We start from the raw sequence: 18,664 nt of genomic DNA on the forward strand, positions 1-18,664 counted from the left end.
CGTCTGATGAGCTGTGGCCTGGGACACAACGGACACCCTTCGAAAGGGAGATGTCGTGAGCAACGAGAGCCTGGCCAACCTGCTCAAGGAAGAACGCAGGTTCGCGCCGCCCGCCGACCTGGCAGCGCAAGCCAACGTCACCGCGGAGGCGTATGAACAGGCCAAGGCTGACAGGCTCGGCTTCTGGGCCGAGCAGGCCCGTCGGCTGACCTGGGCCAAGGAACCGACCGAGACGCTGGACTGGTCGAACCCGCCGTTCGCGAAGTGGTTCAAGGACGGCGAGCTGAACGTCGCGTACAACTGCGTGGACCGGCATGTGGAGGCCGGGCACGGGGACCGCGTCGCCATCCACTTCGAGGGTGAGCCCGGCGACAGCCGCGCGATCACCTACGCGGAGCTGAAGGACGAGGTCTCCAAGGCCGCCAACGCCCTGCTGGAGCTGGGTGTGCGCAAGGGCGACCGGGTCGCCATCTACATGCCGATGATCCCGGAGACCGCGATCGCGATGCTGGCCTCGGCCCGGATCGGCGCGGCCCACTCGGTCGTCTTCGGCGGCTTCTCGGCGGACGCGCTCGCGACCCGGATCCAGGACGCGGACGCCAAGGTCGTCATCACCGCCGACGGCGGCTACCGGCGCGGCAAGCCGTCCGCGCTCAAGCCGGCCGTGGACGAGGCGGTCGGCAAGATCGACAACGTCGAGCACGTGCTGGTGGTGCGCCGTACCGGCCAGGAGGTCGCCTGGACCGAGGGCCGGGACGTGTGGTGGCACGAGCTGGTGGACCGGCAGTCCGCCGAGCACCTCCCGGAGGCGTTCGAGGCGGAGCACCCGCTGTTCATCCTCTACACCTCCGGGACGACGGGGAAGCCGAAGGGCATCCTGCACACCTCCGGCGGCTACCTCACCCAGGCGGCCTACACCCACTGGGCGGTCTTCGACCTCAAGCCGGAGACGGACGTGTACTGGTGCACGGCCGACGTCGGCTGGGTGACCGGGCACTCGTACATCGTGTACGGCCCGCTGGCCAACGGCGCGACGCAGGTGATGTACGAGGGCACGCCGGACACCCCGCACCAGGGGCGGTTCTGGGAGATCGTGCAGAAGTACAAGGTCACGATCCTCTACACCGCGCCGACCGCGATCCGGACGTTCATGAAGTGGGGCGACGACATCCCCGCCAAGTTCGACCTCTCCTCCCTCCGCGTCCTCGGCTCGGTGGGCGAGCCCATCAACCCCGAGGCGTGGATCTGGTACCGCAAGCACATCGGCGCCGACAGGACGCCGGTCGTGGACACCTGGTGGCAGACCGAGACCGGCGCCATGATGATCTCGCCGCTGCCCGGCGTCACCGAGGCCAAGCCGGGCTCCGCCCAGCGTCCGCTGCCCGGCATCAGCGCCACCGTCGTCGACGACGAGGCGAACGAGGTGCCGAACGGCGGAGGCGGCTACCTGGTGCTGACCGAGCCGTGGCCGTCGATGCTGCGCACCATCTGGGGCGACGACCAGCGGTTCATCGACACCTACTGGTCCCGCTTCGAGGGCAAGTACTTCGCCGGGGACGGGGCGAAGAAGGACGACGACGGGGACATCTGGCTGCTGGGCCGAGTGGACGACGTGATGCTCGTCTCCGGGCACAACATCTCCACCACCGAGGTGGAGTCGGCGCTCGTCTCGCACCCGTCGGTCGCGGAGGCCGCCGTCGTGGGCGCCGCGGACGAGACCACCGGCCAGGCCATCGTCGCCTTCGTGATCCTTCGCGGCACCGCCTCGGAGACCGAGGCGCTCGTCGGCGAGCTGCGCGACCACGTCGGCGCCACGCTCGGCCCGATCGCCAAGCCCAAGCGGATCCTGCCGGTGGCCGAGCTGCCCAAGACCCGCTCCGGCAAGATCATGCGCCGGCTGCTGCGGGACGTCGCCGAGAACCGCCAGCTCGGAGACGTCACCACGCTGACCGACTCCACGGTCATGGACCTCATCCAGGCCAAGCTGCCCGCGGCGTCCAGCGAGGACTGAGCGGCACGGGAGGACTGAGCGTCACCCCCAGGGGCACCCGGACGGCGAACGTGCCGGGTGCCCCTCGGGCGTCTACGGTGAAGATCACCGGACCCGGCACGTCGGCACTTTAGGTAAACTAAGCAAAGTGTCGTACCACGCGGCACGTCAGGTGCGCCGGGAAGTCTGGTCGGCAAGTGAGTTCCGCCTGCCCCCGGAGGTCTCCCGTGACCGCGCCCCGCACCGTCTCCCGCAAGGTTTTCGGCCGTCTGTCCCTGCCCGAGCGGACCTTCGTCGCGGACGCGCTGCGCACCGAGACCGTCGGCGGTGTCCTGCTGCTCATCGCCGCCATGGCCGCGCTGGCCTGGGCGAACATACCCGGCCTGCACCACGGCTACGAGACCGTCGCCCACTTCCACCTCGGCCCCGGCAGCCTGGGTCTGAACCTCTCCGTCGCCCACTGGGCCGCCGACGGGCTGCTCGCCGTGTTCTTCTTCGTCGCCGGCATCGAGCTGAAGCGCGAGCTGGTCGCGGGCGACCTGCGCGATCCCAGGGCGGCCGTGCTGCCCGTGGTGGCGGCGCTGTGCGGGATGGCCGTACCCGCGCTCGTGTACACGCTCACCAGTGTCACCGGGGGCGGCTCGGCACAGGGCTGGGCGGTGCCGACCGCCACCGACATCGCCTTCGCACTCGCCGTCCTCGCGGTCATCGGCACCTCGCTGCCCAGCGCCCTGCGCGCCTTCCTGCTGACCCTCGCGGTCGTCGACGACCTCTTCGCGATCCTGATCATCGCGGTCTTCTTCACCGACCGGCTGAACTTCGCCGCGCTCGGCGGGGCCGCCGCCGGCCTCGTCGTCTTCTGGCTGCTGCTGCGCAAGGGCGTACGCGGCTGGTACGTGTACGTGCCGCTCGCCGTCGTCGTCTGGGCGCTGATGTACAACAGCGGCGTGCACGCCACCATCGCCGGTGTGGCGATGGGCCTGATGCTGCGCTGCACCACCCGGAAGGGTGAGGAGCGCTCGCCGGCCGAGCACATCGAGCATCTGGTGCGGCCCCTGTCGGCCGGGCTCGCCGTACCGCTGTTCGCGCTGTTCAGCGCCGGTGTGTCGATATCCGGCGGGGCGCTCGGGGACGTGTTCACCCGGCCGGAGACGCTCGGCGTGGTGCTCGGCCTGGTCGTGGGCAAGACGATCGGCATCTTCGGCGGCACCTGGCTGACCGCCCGCTTCACCCGCGCGCAGCTCAGCGAGGACCTGGAGTGGGCCGACGTCTTCGCGGTGGCGTCGCTCGCCGGGATCGGCTTCACGGTCTCGCTGCTCATCGGCGAGCTGGCCTTCGAGGGCGACGCGGTGCTGACCGACGAGGTGAAGGCGGCCGTCCTCACCGGCTCGCTGATCGCGGCGGTGTGCGCCACGGTGCTGCTGAAGCTGCGCAACGCCAAGTACCGCAGGCTGTGCGCGGAGGAGGAGCGCGACGAGGATCTCGACGGCATCCCGGACATCTACGAACAGGACGACCCGGCGTACCACCTCCGTATGGCCGAGATCCACGAGCGCAAGGCCGCCGAACACCGGCGGCTGGCCGCCGAGCGGGCGGCCGGGGCACGCCACGGGCTTGCGGAAGTACCGGGCGGGGCAGGCGAGGAGGACGGCCGTCCGGCATGATCTGACGAGACGGTACAAATCAAGACGGTACGCAAGACGGTACGTAGGACCCACGAGAGACCTCTGAGGGAGAACGCGATGAGCGCACCCGACGGCAGCCCGGTCGGCGCCGAACGCAGCATCGGCCAGCTGTTCGCCTCGGCGACGACCGAATTGTCGGCGCTGGTGCACGACGAGATCGCGCTGGCGAAGGCCCAGCTGAAACGGGACGTGAAGCGCGGCGCGATGAGCGGCGGCGCCTTCTCCATGGCGGGCGCGGTCCTGGTGTTCTCCCTGCCGATGCTCAACTTCGCCCTGGCGTACGGCATCCGCACCTGGAGCGGCTGGAACCTGGCCGTCTGCTTCCTGCTGTCCTTCGCGGCCAACGTCCTGGTCGCCGGACTCCTCGCCCTGACCGGCGTGGCGTTCGCGAAGAAGGCCAAGAAGGGCCAGGGCCCGCAGAAGGTGGCCGCCTCGATGAAGGAGACCGCGGGCGTCCTGCAGAACGCCAAGCCGCACCCGCGCCCGGAGCTGCCCGAGGAGCAGGGTCCCGCGGCCATCGAGGCTGTGGCACGCTCATCGTCATGACGGACCCCGCCGCCCCCTCGGCCGTACGGATCGAAGGTCCCTGGAGTCACAGGGACGTCGCCGCCAACGGCGCGCGCTTCCACATCGCCGAACTCGGCGACGGTCCCCTGGTACTGCTCCTGCACGGCTTCCCGCAGTTCTGGTGGGCGTGGCGGCACCAGCTGACCGCGCTCGCCGACGCGGGCTACCGGGCGGTGGCGATGGACCTGCGGGGCGTCGGCGGCAGCGACCGCACGCCCCGCGGGTACGACCCCGCCAACCTCGCGCTGGACGTCACCGGCGTCATCCGCTCGCTCGGCGAGCCGGACGCGGCGCTGGTCGGCCACGACCTCGGCGGCTACCTGGCGTGGACGGCGGCGGCCATGCGGCCCAAGCTCGTACGGCGGCTGGCCGTGGTGTCCATGCCGCATCCGCGGCGCTGGCGCGCGGCGATGCTGCGGGACGCCCGGCAGACGGCCGCCAACTCCTACATCTGGGGGTTCCAGCGGCCCTGGATCCCCGAGCGCCAACTGACCGCCGACGACGGGGCGCTGGCGGGCCGGCTGATCCGGGACTGGTCCGGGCCGCGGCTGCCGGAGGACGCGGCCGTGGAGACGTACCAGCGGGCCATGTGCATCCCCTCGACCGCGCACTGCGCGATCGAGCCGTACCGCTGGCTGGTGCGTTCGCTGGCCCGCCCGGACGGCGTGCAGTTCTACCGCCGGATGAAGCGGCCGGTGCGGGTGCCGACGCTGCATCTGCACGGCTCGCTGGACCCGGTGACCCGCACGCGCAGCGCGGCCGGTTCGGGCGAGTACGTCGAAGCGCCGTACCGCTGGCGGCTGTTCGACGGCCTCGGCCACTTCCCGCACGAGGAGGACCCGCAGGCGTTCTCCACCGAGCTGATCAACTGGCTCAAGGATCCCGAGCCCGACCGGTGACGGTACGGTGACGGAACTGTGCGTGGAGTATCCGGTTCCTGAACACTTGTCCCCCGAACGGCCACATGCCTGCCGCATAGGCCAATTGGGGGGCGCGCGGGCGGTTATCGACCTTGGGGCGGGGGCACACGTCGGGGTATGGGCTGGACGCACGACTACAGTGACGCACCCCGCAACCGCCGCTCGGCCGCAGGCCTGAGCACGGCTCAGCGCGGCACCCCGCAACTCGCGGAAGCGGACCTCCGGGTGGGAATTCCGCGCATCCTGCGCCGACGGGCCCGCTGGGTCTCGGTGCGCCTGCGTCACCCCCGGGGCTGAACGCACCCGTGTCGCCCTACAGGGCGCAGCTGTCCGTACCCACCTGCTCGTTCGCCGTACGGCCCCGCTCGATGTCGGACTGGATCTCGTCCACCGTCAGGGCGTAGCCGGTGTCCGCGTCGTCGAGGGACTTGGCGAACACCACGCCGTACACCTTGCCGTCCGGCGTGAGCAGGGGGCCGCCGGAGTTGCCCGGGCGGACGGTGGCGTACAGCGAGTAGACGTCCCGGCGGACCGTGCCGCGATGGTAGATGTCCGCGCCGTCGGCCGCGATGCGCCCGCGCACGCGCGCCGCGCGCACGTCGTACGCGCCGTTCTCCGGGAAGCCCGCGACGATCGCGCCGTCACCGCCGGTCGCGTCCTGGGTGGTGAACCGCAGCGCGGTCGCCCTCAGGTCCGGTACGTCGAGTACCGCGATGTCGCGCTTCCAGTCGTACAGCACGACCTTCGCGTCGTACTTGCGGCCCTCTCCGCCGATCTGCACCCGGGGCGCGTCGACCCCGCCGACGACGTGGGCGTTGGTCATCACGCGGCGGTCGGCGAAGACGAAGCCGGTGCCCTCCAGGACCTTGCCGCAGCTCTGGGCGGTGCCGGTGACCTTGACGATGGAGCGCTGGGCGCGGGAGGCGACCGGGCTGTGCGCGAGGGCCGGGTCGGGCGGCCGGACGTCGGGGATGGGCTCGTTGGCGAAGGGGCTGAACACCTGGGGGAAGCCGTTCTGCGCGAGGACCGCGGAGAAATCGGCGAACCAGGTGTCGGCCTCCTCGGGCAGCGCCGAGCGGACCCCGTGGAGCACCTGGGAGCCGCGGACCTCGTTGCGCAGCGTCGGCAGGGTCGAGCCGGCGAGGGCTGAGCCGATCAGCCAGGCGACCAGCAGCATCGCTACGACGTTGACCAGCGCGCCGCCGGTGGCGTCCAGGGTGCGGGCGTGGGACCAGGTGATGTACCGACGGAGCTTGTTGCCGAGGTGCGTGGTCAGGGCCTGGCCGACGGAGGCGCAGACGATGACGACGACCACGGCGACGACGGCGGCGGTGGTGCCGACGTCCGCCTTGTCGGTCGCGGCATCCCAGATCACGGGAAGCGTGTACACGGCGACGAGGCCGCCGCCCAGGAACCCGATCACCGACAGGATGCCGACGACGAAGCCCTGGCGGTAGCCGACGACCGCGAACCACACGGCCGCGACCAGCAACAGGATGTCCACCACGTTCACAAGCGACACCCTGTCATGCGTGCCAGTCGAGCGGGACCTGGCGCCCCCGGTCCCAGGGTCGCTCCCAGCCCGCGTAGTGCAGCAGGCGGTCGATCACTCCGGCGGTGAAACCCCACACCAGGGCCGATTCCACCAGGAAAGCCGGGCCGCTGTGACCACGCGGGTGGACGGCGGTGGCGCGGTTGGCGGGGTCGGTGAGATCGGCCACGGGGACGGTGAAGACCCGCGCCGTCTCGTTCGGGTCGACCGCGCCGACCGGGCTGGGCTCACGCCACCAGCCGAGCACGGGCGTGACGACGAAGCCGCTGACCGGGATGTACAGCCTCGGCAGCACGCCGAAGAGCTGCACACCGGACGGGTCGAGCCCGGTCTCCTCCTCCGCCTCGCGCAACGCGGCCCGCAGGGGGCCCTCACCCTGTGGATCGCCGTCCTCCGGGTCCAGCGCTCCGCCCGGGAAGGACGGCTGGCCGGCGTGCGAGCGCAGCGAGCCCGCGCGCTCCATGAGCAGCAGCTCGGGGCCGCGCTCTCCCTCGCCGAACAGGATCAGCACGGCCGACTGCCTGCCCGAGCCGTTCTCCGGTGGCAGGAAGCGGCTCAGCTGGAGCGGCTCGACCGTCTCGGCGGCGCGCACCACGGGCTCCAGCCAGTCCGGCAGCCCTTCCTTGCTGAGCGTCACCGGACCGCCCTGTGTCTCGCTTGCCCTCGTCATCGCCACCCCCGTCGCTCTGCCTTCTCCAACGCCCGAGGCCCCCGAGATCGTTCCGTCACGCGGCCCCCAGCGGCGGCGCCGGTGTGCCGCCCGCGTCGAGGTAGGCCTGCGGGGGCTTGAGCCGCTGCCCCGGGAAACCGCCCTTCTCGTACTTCAGGAGCTTCTTAGCCTTCTCCGGGTCGGTCTCGCCCTCGCCGTAGGCCGGGCAGAGCGGGGCGATGGGGCAGGCGCCGCAGGCGGGCTTGCGGGCGTGGCAGATGCGGCGGCCGTGCCAGATGACGTGGTGGGACAGGTCGGTCCAGTCGCTCTTCGGGAAGAGCGCGCCGACGGCGGCCTCGATCTTGTCGGGGTCGGTCTCGTCGGTCCACTGCCAGCGCCTCACCAGCCGCTGGAAGTGGGTGTCCACGGTGATCCCGGGCCGGCCGAAGGCGTTGCCGAGGACGACGAACGCGGTCTTGCGGCCCACGCCGGGCAGCGTGACCAGCTCCTCCAGCCTGCCGGGGACCTCGCCGCCGAAGTTCTCGACGAGCGCCTTGGAGAGCCCTATGACCGACTTGGTCTTGGCCCGGAAGAAGCCGCAGGGGCGCAGGATCTCCTCGACCTCCTCCGGGTTGGCGGCGGCGAGGTCCTCGGGGGTGGGGTACCTGGCGAAGAGGCCGGGGGTGGTCTGGTTGACGCGCAGGTCGGTGGTCTGGGCCGACAGCACGGTGGCGACCAGCAGCTGGAAGGGGTTCTCGAAGTCCAGTTCGGGGTGGGCGTACGGGTACACCTCGGCCAGCTCGCGGTTGATGCGGCGGGCGCGGCGGACCAGGGCGGTGGGTGACTCGCCGGACGGCGACGGCGGCCTGACGGCGATCTTCCTGACCGTGGCGGCCTTCTTGGCGGGCTTCTTGACGGCTGCGTCCGTCTTCACGGCGACGGGGGGCTTCTTCGCCACGGCGGGAGTCTTCGTCACGCCGGCGGGGGCCTTCTTGGCGGCGGGGGCCTTCTTCGTGGCAGCGGCGGCCTTCTTGGTCGCAGCGGACGCCTTCTTCGCGGGGGACGCCTTCTTCGCGGCGGGTGTCTTCTTCTCCGTAGGCGCCTTCTTCGCCGCAGTGGAAGCCTTCTTCGCGGCAGCGGGAGTCTTTTTAGCTGATTTGCCTGTTTTACTACTTCCTCCGGGGCTCTGTTCGCCCACAGCGGAATCCCGACGTACAACCACCCGCCCAGCCCCCTTGGCCTGTGCTCTCACCGGCGATTTGGACACCCGGCCAGCCTAAAGCCCGGCACCGACATCCGCCCCGGACCCGTCCCAGCGGCCCCCGATTGGACCCCTGACGCTTACCCCGGGACACCTGTGCGGCATCCTTGTGACAGATCACACTGTTTGGACCGTCCGGCAAAATGGGGAACACGGTCCCCTGGCACTCAGGGGAGCAAGATCCCCTGAGCAGGTCGACAAGGAGAGAACTCAGTGGACGACGTTCTGCGGCGCAACCCGCTCTTCGCGGCTCTCGACGACGAGCAGGCCGCGGAGCTTCGCGCCTCCATGAGTGAGGTGACCCTCGCACGCGGCGACTCCCTGTTCCACGAGGGCGACCCCGGCGACCGGCTGTACGTCGTCACCGAGGGCAAGGTCAAGCTGCACCGCACCTCCCCCGACGGCCGCGAGAACATGCTCGCCGTCGTCGGCCCCGGTGAGCTGATCGGCGAGCTGTCGCTGTTCGACCCGGGCCCCCGCACGGCCACCGCGACCGCGCTGACCGAGGTGAAGCTGCTCGGTCTCGGCCACGGCGACCTCCAGCCCTGGCTGAACGCCCGCCCCGAGGTGGCCGGCGCCCTGCTGCGCGCCGTCGCCCGCCGTCTGCGCAAGACCAACGACGCCATGTCCGACCTGGTCTTCTCCGACGTCCCCGGTCGCGTGGCGCGCGCCCTGCTGGACCTCTCCCGCCGCTTCGGCGTGCAGTCCGAGGAGGGCATCCACGTCGTCCACGACCTCACCCAGGAGGAGCTGGCCCAGCTGGTGGGCGCCTCCCGCGAGACCGTGAACAAGGCGCTGGCGGACTTCGCCCAGCGCGGCTGGCTCCGCCTGGAGGCGCGGGCGGTCATCCTGCTGGACGTCGAGCGGCTGGCGAAGCGCTCGCGCTGAGGTCACTGGGGGCTTCCGCCCCCAGACCCCCGCTGCGGCCCGCTGTCGCTGACGTGCGCCGGAAATGAACCGCACGGCTCCCTCGCGCGCGTGCCGCCCGCCTTCCGCGCGGTCGTGGCCGCCGCCCGCGACCGGCTTCCGGACGTCTTCGGCGCGCGTCTGCACAGCGCCTACCTCTACGGGGCGATCCCGCGCGGCACCGCGCGCGTGGGACGCAGCGACCTGGACCTGCTGGTCGCCCTGCGCGAGGAACCGGCCGACGCCGACCGGGCCGCCGTACGCGCCCTCGGCGAGGCGCTCGACGCGCAGTTCCCGCAGATCGACGGCGTCGGCACGCTGCTGTACGGCCGGGCGCGGCTGCTGAGCGACCTGGAGCGGTACGACCTGGGCTGGTTCGTCGCCTGCCTGTGCACCCCGCTGCTCGGCGACGACCTCGCCGCGCACCTGCCCCGCTACCGCCCCGACTCCCTGCTGGCCCGCGAGACCAACGGCGACCTCGGGCGGTGGCTGTCGCGCCGGCGGGAGCGGATCGCCGCCGCCGAGGACACCGAGGAGGCCCGCCGGCCCCTCGTACGGTTCATGTCCCGGCACCTCGTACGTACCGGTTTCACGCTCGTCATGCCCCCTGGCAGGGGTGAGTACGGCTACGAGCCCGTCGGCGACCCGGACGTCCTGCGGTCGTACGCGGACGACCTCGGGCCCTGGCTCGCCGACGAGTACGCGCGCGTGCACGGCACCAAGGCGCCCCGACCGGACTAGATCAGCCCGTGCTCGCTGAGGTAGTCCAGCTGGGCGCGGACCGACAGCTCCGCCGCCGGCCACAGCGAGCGGTCCACGTCGGCGTACACGTGGGCGACGACCTCGGCCGGGGTGCGGTGGCCGTTCTCGACCGCGGTCTCCACCTGGGCGAGCCGGTGGGCGCGGTGGGCGAGGTAGAACTCCACGGCCCCCTGGGCGTCCTCCAGGACCGGCCCGTGGCCCGGCAGGACGGTGTGCACGCCGTCGTCCACCGTGAGGGACCTCAGCCGCCGCAGGGAGTCCAGATAGTCACCGAGCCGGCCGTCGGGGTGCGCCACGACCGTCGTACCGCGGCCGAGGACGGTGTCACCGGTCAGCACGGCCCGGTCGGCCGGGAGATGGAAGGACAGCGAGTCCGCGGTGTGCCCGGGGGTCGGTACGACCCTCAGCTCCAGGCCGCCCACCGTGATCACGTCCCCGGCGGCCAGGCCCTCGTCGCCGAGCCGCAGCGCCGGGTCGAGGGCACGCACGCGCGTGGCGGTCAGCTCGGCGAAGCGGGAGGCGCCCTCGGCGTGGTCCGGGTGGCCGTGGGTGAGCAGGGTCAGGGCTATGCGCTTGCCGGCCTTCTCGGCCGTGTCCACGACGTTGCGCAGGTGGCCGTCGTCCAGCGGGCCGGGATCGATCACCACGGCCAGGTCGGAGTCGGGCTCGGCGACGATCCAGGTGTTGGTGCCGTCCAGGGTCATCACGGAGGCGTTGGGCGCCAGCACGTTGACGGCCCGTTCGGTGGCCGGCCCCGAGAGCGCTCCGCCCCGGGGCTGGCCCGGCAGGACGCTTGCGTCGGTCATGCGGGGCCTCCACCGGTCGTGTCAGCGGTCGCCTCGACGGGCGTGTGAGCGGGCGTCGGAGCGGTCGGGACGTGCTTGGTGAACTCGTCGTGCCCGGGCCAGGACAGGACGATCTCGCCGTCCCTCAGGCGGGCCCGGGCCAGCACCGGGGTCATGTCGCGCGCGGGCGCGGCGGCCAGCGCCTCGGCGGCGGTGCCGTACGGGAGCAGCTGGCGCAGGGTGGCGACGGTGGGCGGCATCATCAGCAGCTCGCCCCTGTCGTACCCGGCGGTGGCGTCCTCGGGGCGGATCCACACCGTGCGGTCGGCCTCCGTGGAGGCGTTCCGGGTGCGCTGCCCCTCGGGGAGCGCGGCCACGAAGAACCAGGTGTCGTAGCGGCGGGACTCGAACTCCGGGGTGATCCACCGGGTCCAGGCGCCCAGCAGGTCCGAGCGCAGCACCAGGCCGCGCCGGTCCAGGAACTCGGCGAAGGACAACTCGCGCGCGACGAGGGCGGCGCGGTCGGTCTCCCAGTCGTCGCCGGTGGTGTCGCCGACGACCGAGTCCGGGTCGGGCCCGGCGAGCAGGACGCCGGCCTCCTCGTACGTCTCGCGTACGGCCGCGCAGACGATGGCCTGGGCGCCGCTCTCGTCGACGCCGAGCCGCTTCGCCCACCACGCGCGCGTGGGGCCCGCCCAGCGGATCTGGCGGTCGTCGTCGCGCGGGTCGACACCGCCCCCGGGATACGCGTACGCGCCTCCGGCGAAGGCCATGGAGGCGCGTCTGCGCAGCATGTGGACGACCGGCCCGTCCGGGGTGTCCTTCAGGAGCAGCACCGTCGCCGCGCGCTTGGGGGACACCGGGGTGAGAGTGCCGTCCGCGAGCGCGCGGATGCGGTCGGGCCACTCCGGGGGGTACCACTGACCGTTCGCCATGGCCGGAGGCTATCCCGTGTAGGGCGAATGTTCGAGAGGTACCCGGGGCCGGCGGGGCCGCCGGTACGGGCCGGCCGGGGGCCGCCGGTACGGGCTACTGGGCCAGCTCGACCTGGATCTCGACCTCGACCGGCGCGTCCAGCGGCAGCACCGCGACGCCGACCGCGCTGCGGGCGTGCACGCCCTTGTCGCCGAGGACCTCGCCGAGCAGTTCGCTGGCACCGTTGATGACACCCGGCTGCCCGGTGAAGTCGGCCGCCGAGGCGACGAAGCCGACGACCTTGACCACGCGCGCGATGCGGTCCAGGTCGCCGACGACGGACTTCACGGCGGCGAGCGCGTTCAGCGCGCAGGTGCGGGCCAGGTCCTTGGCCTCCTCCGGCGTGACCTCGGCGCCCACCTTGCCGGTGACCGGCAGCTTGCCCTCCACCATCGGCAGCTGGCCGGCGGTGTAGACGTACACCCCGGACTGCACGGCCGGCTGGTAGGCGGCCAGCGGCGGTACGACGTCCGGCAGGGTCAGACCCAGTTCGGCCAGCTTGGCCTCGACCGCGCTCACGCCTGCTTCTCCCGCTTCAGGTACGCCACGAGCTGCTCGGGGTTGTTCGGCCCGGGCACGACCTGGACGAGCTCCCAGCCGTCCTCGCCCCAGGTGTCCAGAATCTGCTTCGTGGCATGGACGAGCAGTGGCACGGTTGCGTATTCCCACTTGGTCATGGGCCGACTGTAGCCGCTGCGGCCGGAGGGACGGTGACCTGCGTTATCCACAGCCTCCCGCGTGCTCGTCGGCCGGACTGGTTAGGCTCGAAGACGTGAGCAGGCTCCAGGTCGTCAGCGGCAAGGGCGGGACCGGAAAGACGACGGTCGCCGCCGCACTCGCGCTGGCCCTCGCGACCGAGGGGAAGCGGACGCTTCTCGTGGAGGTCGAGGGTCGGCAGGGCATCGCCCAGCTCTTCGAGACGGAGGCACTTCCCTACGAGGAGCGAAGGATCGCGGTCGCTCCGGGCGGCGGCGAGGTGTACGCCCTCGCCATCGATCCCGAACTGGCCCTTCTGGACTACCTCCAGATGTTCTACAAGCTCGGCGGCGCGGGCCGGGCCCTGAAGAAGCTCGGCGCGATCGACTTCGCCACCACCATCGCGCCCGGACTCAGAGACGTCCTGCTGACCGGCAAGGCGTGCGAGGCCGTGCGCCGCAAGGACAGGTCCGGGAGGTTCGCGTACGACTACGTCGTCATGGACGCCCCGCCGACCGGCCGCATCACCCGCTTCCTGAACGTCAACGACGAGGTGGCGGGCCTCGCGAAGATCGGCCCGATACACAATCAGGCGCAGGCCGTCATGCGCGTGCTGAAATCCCCGGAGACGGCGGTGCACCTGGTGACGCTGCTGGAGGAGATGCCGGTCCAGGAGACCGCCGACGGCATCGCCGAGCTCCGCGCGGCACGGCTGCCGGTCGGCCGGGTCATCGTGAACATGGTCCGGCCGGAGGTGTTGGACGCGGCCGATCTGGAACTCGTACGGACCGTGGAGCGTTCATCGGTCGCAGAGGCGCTCTCGGCGGCCGGTCTGGGCGGGGCCCGGCGCGGCGGGAACGCCGAGCGACTGGTGGACCCGCTGCTGGAGCAGGCCGCGGAGTACGCCGAGCGGTACGCGCTGGAGCACGAGCAGCGCGCGGTCCTCGGCGAGCTGGGCCTGCCGCTGCACGAACTGCCGCTGCTCGCCGAGGGCATAGACCTCGCGGGCCTGTACGAACTCGCCACCGAGCTGCGGAAGCAGGGGTTGTCATGAGTCCGGACCCGGCCGGGGCGCAGGAGGCCGCCCCCCACCACGATGCCGCGCGCCCGCACCTCTCCCCCGCGCGCGTGCTCGACATCGACCCGCTGCTGGACGACCCGACGACACGGATCGTGGTCTGCTGCGGCGCGGGCGGGGTCGGCAAGACCACGACCGCGGCGGCCCTCGGTCTCCGGGCGGCCGAGCGGGGCCGCAAGGTGGTCGTCCTGACCATCGACCCGGCCAAGCGGCTGGCCCAGTCGATGGGCATCGACTCCCTCGACAACGTGCCGCGCAGGGTGAAGGGCACCGAGGGCGACGGCGAGCTGCACGCCATGATGCTCGACATGAAGCGCACCTTCGACGAGGTCGTGGAGGCGCACGCGGACCCCGAGCGGGCCGCCGCGATCCTGGCGAACCCCTTCTACCAGTCGCTCTCGGCGGGCTTCGCGGGCACGCAGGAGTACATGGCGATGGAGAAGCTGGGCCAGCTGCGGGCGAAGGACGAGTGGGACCTGATCGTGGTCGACACCCCGCCGTCCCGTTCGGCGCTGGACTTCCTGGACGCGCCCAAGCGGCTCGGCTCCTTCCTGGACGGCCGCCTCATCCGCCTGCTGACCGCCCCGGCGAAGCTCGGCGGCCGCGCGGGGATGGCGTTCCTCAACGTCGGCATGTCGATGATGACCGGCACGCTGGGCAAGCTGCTGGGCGGTCAGCTGCTGAAGGACGTACAGACCTTCGTGGCCGCGATGGACACCACCTTCGGCGGTTTCCGTACGCGCGCGGACGCCACGTACAAGCTGCTCCAGGCGCCCGGTACGGCGTTCCTGGTGGTGGCGGCGCCGGAGCGGGACGCGCTGCGCGAGGCCGCGTACTTCGTGGAGCGGCTGGCCGCGGAGAAGATGCCACTGATGGGCCTGGTCCTCAACCGGGTCCACGGCAGCGGCGCCGGCCGGCTGTCGGCCGAGCGGGCGCTCGCCGCCGCGGAAAATCTTGAGGACCCCCGCATTGTGGATCAGGCGGACGGGAAAGCTGGACTTCGTAACTCTCCCGACATGTACGGCAGTTCACAACCTCCCGCACCCGAGACCGCAGTCACCGCTTCCGAGGAAGGCTCCCCCGCCGACACGGAAGGCTCCGTCGACCGGCTCACCGCGGGGCTGCTGAGACTGCACGCCGACCGCATGCAGCTGCTCTCCCGCGAGCAGCGCACGCGTGACCGTTTCACCGCCCGCCACCCCGAGGTGGCGGTGGTCGAGGTGCCCGCACTGCCCGGTGACGTCCACGACCTCGCGGGCCTCCGCGACATCGGGGACCGCCTGGCGGCCGGGCGGCCGGAACACACCGGGGCGTGAGGCCGCGTAGGCGTGAGACGGGTACGCGGCACGCACAACCCGCCCAGCAGGCGCGGCACACGGCACACGCGTACATGTCTTCGCGTGAAGCGGGCAGTGCGACGGCGTCGCAAGCGCGCGTACGTGCAAGGACCACGGGCCCGCGAGGACTATGTGCCCGCGATGTGCCCCGGGACTGCGCCCGGGGGGAATGCCCTCAGCTGACCGCCGCGTAGTTCTCGTACACCTCGTCGTTGTCGAGGGGCACGATCCCGGCGCCCCGCTCGTACTCCGAGCGGGCGGTTTCCAGGAGTCTGCGCCACGAGGTCACGGTGGGCCGCCGGCGCAGCAACGCGCGGCGCTCCCGCTCCGTCATGCCTCCCCACACGCCGAACTCGACGCGGTTGTCCAGCGCGTCCGCCAGGCACTCGGTGCGTACCGGGCATCCGGTGCACACCGCCTTGGCCCTGTTCTGCGCTGCTCCCTGAACGAACAGTTCATCCGGATCGGTAGTGCGGCAGGCAGCCTGCGCACTCCAGTCGGTTACCCAGCCCATACCGGCGCCGTCCTCTCCCGAATCGAGGCTCCCCCACGGCGGCAGCGGCATATTCACCGCCGCCAGTTGAGGACGTTACGGAAGGTGGGGACAGCGCAACACCCCCTGCGGGCCCAATCTTGAATGGCCCGAACGGACTATGGGTAAGCGGCAGATCACCCGCGGGAGTGAGCTGGCGACATGCCCGACCTACCCGGCAAACCGGGACAGTCGTGGTACGTCACACCGGGCGCCAGGTGACACACGCGGCGGAACCGGACTCGCCCCCCTCAGGAGACGGGCCCGTCCCTGGGCGCGCCCTGGGACTTTCGGGCTACGTCCGGAACGATTCGGGGTCGTCGGACGTATAGATACGTGACCGCACTGCTGTGACAGTCGAGAGCAGCTTAGGCCAAGGCCTGTGCGCGTGTCCGGCGAATGGGAACGGAGAGCCCGCACTTTGCCGTGCCGTGATGCGGTCGCTCCTTCGGAACGCTCAACAGTACGGATTAGGCTGCCCCCATGCCAAAGAAGCGCTCGGGCGGCGGTCTGTCGCCCATGCAGCAGGCCGCCAAGTTCCTCGGCGTCAGTGTGCTCGCCGGAGCCGTGATGGCCGGTATCGCGCTGCCCGCTGCCGGTGCGCTGGGCCTCGCGGCCAAGGGCTCGGTCAAGGGCTTCGACGAGATCCCGGCCAACCTGAAGAGCCCCCAGCTGAGCCAGCGGACCACGATCCTGGACAGCAAGGGCGGCCAGATCGCGACCGTCTACTCCCGCGACCGTACGGTGGTCGACCTCAAGGACATCTCGCCGTACATGCAGAAGGCGATCGTCGCGATCGAGGACTCGCGCTTCTACAAGCACGGTGCCGTCGACCTCAAGGGCGTGCTGCGCGCCCTGAACAAGAACGCGCAGGAAGGCGGGGTCGCCCAGGGCGCCTCCACGCTCACCCAGCAGCTGGTGAAGAACTACTTCATCGAGGAGGCCGGCGACGACCCGACCAAGGTCGCCGAAGCCACCCAGCAGACCCTGGGCCGCAAGATCCGCGAGCTGAAGTACGCGATCCAGATCGAGGACAAGCTCGGCAAGAAGAAGATCCTCGAGAACTATCTGAACATCACCTTCTTCGGCGAGCAGGCCTACGGCGTCGAGGCCGCCTCCCAGCGCTACTTCTCCAAGCACGCCAAGGACCTGAACCTGCAGGAGTCGGCGCTGCTGGCCGGCATCGTCCAGTCCCCGAGCCGGTACGACCCGGTGAACGACGAGGCGGAGGCCACCAAGCGGCGCAACACCGTCCTGCAGCGCATGGCGGAGCTGGGCGACATCTCCCAGAAGGAGGCCGACCAGGCCAAGGAGAAGCCGCTCGGCCTGCACACCAGCCGCCCCAAGAACGGCTGCATCACCGCGGTGAAGGGCGCCGGCTTCTTCTGTGACTACGTCCGCCAGGTCGTCCTCACCGACCCGGTCTTCGGCAAGACCAAGGAGAAGCGGGCCAAGCTCTGGAACCAGGGCGGCCTGACGATCCGCACCACGCTCGACCCGCAGGCCCAGAAGTCGGCGCAGGCGTCCATCAAGGACCACGTCTACAAGAGCGACGCCGTGGCCACCGCGGCGACCATCGTCGAGCCCGGCACCGGCAAGATCCTCGCGATGGGCCAGTCCCGCCCGTACGGCGTCAACGTCAAGAACGACGAGACGACGATCAACCTGTCCGTGAACTCGGACATGGGCGGCGGCGCCGGCTACCAGCCCGGTTCCACGTTCAAGCCGATCGTCGCCGCGGCGGCCGTCGAGGGCGGCAAGCCCCCGACGCAGGAGTACTCGTCGCCGTACGAGATGCCGTACCCGAGCCCGGTCTCCGCGTGCGACGGCAAGGTGTGGCGCAACGACCCGTACCGGCCGGCCAAGCTGAAGAACGAGAACGAGTCGGAGCGCGGCCCGTACGGCATGGAGGAGGCGACCGCGAAGTCGGTCAACACCTACTACGTGCAGCTGATCAGCGACATCGGCATCTGCCCGGTCATCGACATGGCCAAGAAGATGGGCGTGAAGCGCGCGGACGGCCGCAAGATCGACCAGGCGCCGTCCATCGCACTCGGCACCCAGGAGATGTCCCCGCTGACCATGGCGAACGCGTATGCCACCTTCGCCTCGCGCGGGATGTACTGCACCCCGGTCGCCATCGAGTCGGTCACCCAGAAGGTCGGCAGCGAGCAGAAGTCCCTGGAGGTGCCGAAGTCGACCTGCTCGCGGGCGATGTCGGAGAACACCGCGGACACGGTCAGCACGCTCCTCAAGGGCGTGGTCGAGGACGGCACGGGCCAGGAGGCCGGTCTCGGCAGCCGCCCGAGCGCGGGCAAGACGGGTACCACGGACGAGCGCTTCGCGGCCTGGTTCGTCGGCTACACCCCGAACATGGCGGGCGCGGTCTGGGTCGGCGACCCGCAGCACAAGCGGAAGATGACCAACATCACCATCGGCGGCATCCCGCACGCCAAGGTCTACGGCGGTGAGGTCCCGGGCCCGATCTGGCGCGACATGATGAGCGGCGCGCTGGAGGGCAAGCCCGTGGAGGACTTCCACCTGGTCGACATCCCGGACGACACCCACGAGGGGGATGATCAGGGAAAAGGCGACCGGGGGGACGACGGGAACAACGGGGACACGACGGGACAGCTGATCGGCGGACTGATCGGCGGCCCGACGGACGGGGGAACGACCGGGGCAACCACGGGTGACGCGACCTCCGGCACGACCACCGGCACGGACGGCGGCACCTTCCCGACACCGACGTTCTCCATCCCCGAGAACTTCATCGAGGGCCAGACGAACGGCGGCAACAACGGGAACGGCATCGGCGGCGGCCGGGGCTAGCCCGTTCGCCCGAACGACGGCGGGGGGGGGGGGGGGGGGGGGGGGGGGGGGGCGGGGGGGGCGGGGGGGGGGGGGGGGGGGGTGGGGGGGGGCGCAGGGAGGGGGGGGGGGGGGGGGCGGGGGAGGGGGGGGGAGGG

Annotated in this window: 18 protein-coding genes; 10 read left to right on the forward strand and 8 right to left on the reverse strand. The window is 71.3% G+C overall.

Annotated features, from left to right (window positions below; genetic code table 11):
- Positions 1-55 precede the first annotated feature (55 nt).
- From acs to ACZ4U1_RS36325, 5 genes are all read left to right on the forward strand, one after another.
- The gene (gene acs, locus ACZ4U1_RS36305; protein ID WP_467908429.1) at positions 56-2,011 is read left to right on the forward strand and encodes an acetate--CoA ligase; all 1,956 of its coding nucleotides are present in this window, start codon (positions 56-58) and stop codon (positions 2,009-2,011) included.
- Positions 2,012-2,217: 206 nt separating this feature from the next.
- Complete coding sequence (gene nhaA / locus ACZ4U1_RS36310; protein ID WP_467908430.1) at positions 2,218-3,654, forward strand: Na+/H+ antiporter NhaA; 1,437 nt, start codon at positions 2,218-2,220, stop codon at positions 3,652-3,654.
- Positions 3,655-3,732: 78 nt separating this feature from the next.
- The gene (locus tag ACZ4U1_RS36315) at positions 3,733-4,221 is read left to right on the forward strand and encodes a phage holin family protein (RefSeq protein WP_467908431.1); all 489 of its coding nucleotides are present in this window, start codon (positions 3,733-3,735) and stop codon (positions 4,219-4,221) included.
- On the forward strand, positions 4,218-5,141 hold the full coding sequence (locus ACZ4U1_RS36320) for an alpha/beta fold hydrolase (RefSeq protein ID WP_467908432.1): 924 nt from the start codon (positions 4,218-4,220) through the stop codon (positions 5,139-5,141). Before ACZ4U1_RS36315 ends, ACZ4U1_RS36320 begins: the two co-directional genes overlap by 4 nt.
- 138 nt (positions 5,142-5,279) lie before the next feature.
- Entirely contained in the window at positions 5,280-5,459 is a 180-nt protein-coding gene (locus ACZ4U1_RS36325) for a hypothetical protein (protein ID WP_467908433.1), read from the forward strand.
- A 16-nt stretch (positions 5,460-5,475) separates the two neighbouring features.
- On the opposite strand, the gene ACZ4U1_RS36330 is transcribed toward ACZ4U1_RS36325, so the two are convergent.
- From ACZ4U1_RS36330 to nth, 3 genes are read right to left on the reverse strand one after another with little or no spacing between them, the layout of a single operon-like run.
- The gene (locus ACZ4U1_RS36330) at positions 5,476-6,675 is read right to left on the reverse strand and encodes a MarP family serine protease (RefSeq protein ID WP_467908434.1); all 1,200 of its coding nucleotides are present in this window, start codon (positions 6,673-6,675) and stop codon (positions 5,476-5,478) included.
- Between the two features lie 13 nt (positions 6,676-6,688).
- Entirely contained in the window at positions 6,689-7,384 is a 696-nt protein-coding gene (locus tag ACZ4U1_RS36335) for an NUDIX hydrolase (protein WP_467908435.1), read from the reverse strand.
- A gap of 55 nt (positions 7,385-7,439) precedes the next feature.
- Positions 7,440-8,561, reverse strand: a complete 1,122-nt coding sequence (gene nth, locus ACZ4U1_RS36340; RefSeq protein ID WP_467908436.1) for an endonuclease III — start codon at positions 8,559-8,561, stop codon at positions 7,440-7,442.
- 276 nt (positions 8,562-8,837) lie between these two features.
- On the opposite strand from nth, the gene ACZ4U1_RS36345 reads away from it, so the two are divergent.
- Together ACZ4U1_RS36345 and ACZ4U1_RS36350 are read left to right on the forward strand one after the other, a co-directional pair.
- Positions 8,838-9,512 carry a Crp/Fnr family transcriptional regulator gene (locus ACZ4U1_RS36345; RefSeq protein WP_014674022.1) on the forward strand — a complete coding sequence of 225 codons (675 nt, stop codon included), beginning with the start codon at positions 8,838-8,840 and terminating at the stop codon, positions 9,510-9,512.
- 90 nt (positions 9,513-9,602) lie between these two features.
- The gene (locus ACZ4U1_RS36350; RefSeq protein ID WP_467908437.1) at positions 9,603-10,271 is read left to right on the forward strand and encodes a nucleotidyltransferase; all 669 of its coding nucleotides are present in this window, start codon (positions 9,603-9,605) and stop codon (positions 10,269-10,271) included.
- Here ACZ4U1_RS36350 and ACZ4U1_RS36355 read toward each other — a convergent pair.
- The 4 genes from ACZ4U1_RS36355 to ACZ4U1_RS36370 form a co-directional block, all read right to left on the reverse strand.
- The gene (locus ACZ4U1_RS36355; RefSeq protein WP_467908438.1) at positions 10,268-11,098 is read right to left on the reverse strand and encodes an MBL fold metallo-hydrolase; all 831 of its coding nucleotides are present in this window, start codon (positions 11,096-11,098) and stop codon (positions 10,268-10,270) included. The genes ACZ4U1_RS36350 and ACZ4U1_RS36355 overlap by 4 nt on opposite strands.
- Complete coding sequence (locus tag ACZ4U1_RS36360; protein ID WP_467908439.1) at positions 11,095-12,012, reverse strand: NUDIX hydrolase; 918 nt, start codon at positions 12,010-12,012, stop codon at positions 11,095-11,097. Before ACZ4U1_RS36360 ends, ACZ4U1_RS36355 begins: the two co-directional genes overlap by 4 nt.
- Positions 12,013-12,106: 94 nt before the next feature.
- Complete coding sequence (locus tag ACZ4U1_RS36365; protein ID WP_467908440.1) at positions 12,107-12,571, reverse strand: RidA family protein; 465 nt, start codon at positions 12,569-12,571, stop codon at positions 12,107-12,109.
- Entirely contained in the window at positions 12,568-12,729 is a 162-nt protein-coding gene (locus ACZ4U1_RS36370; protein WP_003975360.1) for a DUF4177 domain-containing protein, read from the reverse strand. The genes ACZ4U1_RS36365 and ACZ4U1_RS36370 overlap by 4 nt, the downstream gene beginning before the upstream one ends.
- 95 nt (positions 12,730-12,824) lie before the next feature.
- Here ACZ4U1_RS36370 and bagA point away from each other — a divergent pair, with 95 nt between their 5' ends.
- A complete protein-coding gene (gene bagA / locus ACZ4U1_RS36375) occupies positions 12,825-13,802 on the forward strand; it encodes an ATPase BagA (RefSeq protein ID WP_467908441.1) in 978 nt (325 codons plus the stop codon).
- The gene (gene bagB, locus ACZ4U1_RS36380) at positions 13,799-15,142 is read left to right on the forward strand and encodes an ATPase BagB (RefSeq protein WP_467908442.1); all 1,344 of its coding nucleotides are present in this window, start codon (positions 13,799-13,801) and stop codon (positions 15,140-15,142) included. Before bagA ends, bagB begins: the two co-directional genes overlap by 4 nt.
- 196 nt (positions 15,143-15,338) lie before the next feature.
- Here the strand turns inward: bagB and wblA are convergent, their stop codons facing one another.
- Positions 15,339-15,677 (reverse strand): transcriptional regulator WblA, encoded by a 339-nt coding sequence (wblA, locus tag ACZ4U1_RS36385; protein ID WP_018547931.1) that lies wholly within the window; start codon positions 15,675-15,677, stop codon positions 15,339-15,341.
- Between the two features lie 501 nt (positions 15,678-16,178).
- Between wblA and ACZ4U1_RS36390 the strand changes: the two genes are divergently transcribed.
- On the forward strand, positions 16,179-18,527 hold the full coding sequence (locus ACZ4U1_RS36390; RefSeq protein WP_467908443.1) for a transglycosylase domain-containing protein: 2,349 nt from the start codon (positions 16,179-16,181) through the stop codon (positions 18,525-18,527).
- Positions 18,528-18,664 lie beyond the last annotated feature (137 nt).

This window comes from Streptomyces sp. NPDC028928, assembly GCF_055564915.1.

Coding starts and splice junctions, on each gene's coding strand:
- ACZ4U1_RS36355 (WP_467908438.1), bottom strand. CDS start 11,098: ATGACCGACGCAAGCGTCCTGCCGGGCCAGCCCCGGGGCGGAGCGCTC.
- ACZ4U1_RS36315 (WP_467908431.1), top strand. CDS start 3,733: ATGAGCGCACCCGACGGCAGCCCGGTCGGCGCCGAACGCAGCATCGGC.
- wblA (WP_018547931.1), bottom strand. CDS start 15,677: ATGGGCTGGGTAACCGACTGGAGTGCGCAGGCTGCCTGCCGCACTACC.
- ACZ4U1_RS36370 (WP_003975360.1), bottom strand. CDS start 12,729: ATGACCAAGTGGGAATACGCAACCGTGCCACTGCTCGTCCATGCCACG.
- ACZ4U1_RS36335 (WP_467908435.1), bottom strand. CDS start 7,384: ATGACGAGGGCAAGCGAGACACAGGGCGGTCCGGTGACGCTCAGCAAG.
- ACZ4U1_RS36320 (WP_467908432.1), top strand. CDS start 4,218: ATGACGGACCCCGCCGCCCCCTCGGCCGTACGGATCGAAGGTCCCTGG.
- ACZ4U1_RS36360 (WP_467908439.1), bottom strand. CDS start 12,012: ATGGCGAACGGTCAGTGGTACCCCCCGGAGTGGCCCGACCGCATCCGC.
- bagB (WP_467908442.1), top strand. CDS start 13,799: ATGAGTCCGGACCCGGCCGGGGCGCAGGAGGCCGCCCCCCACCACGAT.
- ACZ4U1_RS36325 (WP_467908433.1), top strand. CDS start 5,280: ATGGGCTGGACGCACGACTACAGTGACGCACCCCGCAACCGCCGCTCG.
- ACZ4U1_RS36390 (WP_467908443.1), top strand. CDS start 16,179: ATGCCAAAGAAGCGCTCGGGCGGCGGTCTGTCGCCCATGCAGCAGGCC.